The sequence below is a fragment of the Sphingomonas sanguinis NBRC 13937 genome (assembly GCF_001591005.1).
Classification (GTDB): Bacteria; Pseudomonadota; Alphaproteobacteria; order Sphingomonadales; family Sphingomonadaceae; genus Sphingomonas; species Sphingomonas sanguinis.
This window is the reverse complement of the sequence record NZ_BCTY01000107.1, coordinates 1-1921: the sequence shown is the minus strand read 5'-3', so window position 1 is coordinate 1921 and position 1921 is coordinate 1. Positions and strand designations below refer to the sequence as shown.

2 protein-coding genes and 1 riboswitch are annotated in these 1921 nt (G+C 65.0%); of the genes, one reads left to right on the top strand and one right to left on the bottom strand.

Annotated features, from left to right (window positions below; all coding sequences use genetic code 11):
- The coding region (locus SSA01S_RS18770; RefSeq protein ID WP_244885715.1) for a DUF305 domain-containing protein at positions 1-213 on the bottom strand (213 nt) is incomplete at its 3' end.
- A 163-nt stretch (positions 214-376) separates the two neighbouring features.
- Positions 377-453: riboswitch (Fluoride riboswitch) on the top strand.
- 23 nt (positions 454-476) lie between these two features.
- On the opposite strand from SSA01S_RS18770, the gene SSA01S_RS18765 reads away from it, so the two are divergent.
- Positions 477-1835 carry a voltage-gated chloride channel family protein gene (locus tag SSA01S_RS18765; RefSeq protein WP_061781610.1) on the top strand — a complete coding sequence of 453 codons (1359 nt, stop codon included), beginning with the start codon at positions 477-479 and terminating at the stop codon, positions 1833-1835.
- Positions 1836-1921: the final 86 nt, after the last annotated feature.

The following is a 1921-nucleotide window of genomic DNA, read 5'->3' as shown; positions in this document are numbered from 1 at the left end:
ACCGTAGCGCAGCTCCGCCACCGCCATATCGATGGCGCCCTGATGGTGCGGAAGCATCATCGCGACGAAGTCGCGGTCGACGTCGCCGGACGGCTTGACCATCATGCCCGCCATCATCCGGTCCATCGCGGCAGACACCATGCTGGCGTAGCCATCGGCAGGGGCGGCCGCGGCTGCGCCGGTGAGCAGGGCTAAAGCCGTCAGACCCAGCATCCAGTTTCGTCTATGCATAAGCCTCCGGCGCATCGGTCTCGAAAGCGTAGACGATGCTCGTCGGGGTTTATTCCATGGGCGAGCCAATTATTTATCTTCACCAAAACAACGGTCTCATCGTGACCCTGCCGTGGTTGACCAGGTCGCCGTCGGACAGCATATGCTCGGGCACGGCGATGGATTTCCGCCGGGCCATTCGGCCGAACCGCCCTCGCAAGGGCCGATGATTCCTACCAGGCGCCGCAAGGCAGCAAGGAGGAATCGTGCACGCGACGTTTCGCAATCTCTACGACCAGTTCAACATGGCAGCGTTCATTCGCGAGCGCCGCACCCATGCCATGTCGGTGCTGCGGTGGACTTTGATTCTGGTCCCGATGGCCGCAGCGGTGGGAACGCTCTGCGCGGCCTTCCTGCGGAGCCTCGATGCCGTAACCCGGCTTCGCTATGCCTTTCCCTGGCTGCTCTACCTGCTGCCGATCGGCGGGTTCTTGGTCGGACTGCTCTACCATCTGACAGGGCGTTCGGTCGAAGGCGGCAACAACCTCATCGTCGAGCAAATCCACGAACCGGGGGGCGGTGTGCCGCTGCGCATGGCCCCGCTCATCCTCTTCGGCACGGTCGTGACGCACCTGTTCGGGGGATCGGCGGGGCGTGAAGGCACCGCCGTGCAATTGGGCGGCAGTCTTTCCAGCGGGTTTGGGCGCGCCCTCAAGCTGGATGCGGAAGCGACACGCACCCTCCTTATGACCGGAATCGCGGCGGGCTTCGGCGCGGTCTTCGGGACGCCGATCGCGGGCGCGGTCTTTGCACTGGAGGTTCTGGCGATCGGCCGGGTCGAGTATCGCGCGCTAGTACCGTGCCTAGTCGCGGCACTGGTGGGTGACTGGACCTGTCTTGCCTGGGGCATTCATCACGGCGCCTACCATGTCGATGCGATGGTGCCGGTCGACGCGTTGCTCGTCGCCAAAGCCGGCGTCGCGGGCGTTGTATTCGGATTGGTCGGGCTGGCCTTTGCAGAGGCCAACCATGCGCTCGGCGGATGGCTGAAGCGCGTGATACCCTATGGCCCACTACGACCCGCTATCGGTGGTGTCGCCGTGATCGCGCTGGTCTGGCTATTTGGCACGCGAGACTATCTCGGCCTGGGCACGCTGGCGGCAACGCCGGGCGACCTGACCATTGCCAGCTTTTTCGGCCCCGATACGCACCCGTGGAGCTGGGCGCTGAAGCTGCTCTTTACCGTCGTTACCCTGAGCGCTGGCTTCAAGGGCGGAGAGGTGACGCCGCTGTTCTTCATTGGCGCGGCGCTCGGCAATGCGCTCGCGCCCATGTTCGGAGTGCCGACAGGGGTTTTCGCGGCGATCGGTTTCGTCGCGCTGTTCGCGGGCGCGGCCAACACGCCGCTGGCTTGCACGTTCATGGGGATCGAGCTGTTCGGCGCGGCCTATGCGGTGCCGATCGCAGTCGCGTGCTTCGTCGCCTATCTCTGCTCAGGCCACAACGGCATCTACCTGTCGCAGCGCGTCGCCGTGCTTAAGGTGCCTGCCGCACACCTCACACCCGACGCCACCCTGCGCGATGCCCGCACGCGCCGCGCTTCTCGCCGGCGCGCGCGCGCCTGATCCCGCTTCCTGTCGAAAGCTCTACCATGCCCGACCTTTTCACCGTTCAGCACCGCGAAGTCGGGATGCTGCGCATCTATCTGAAG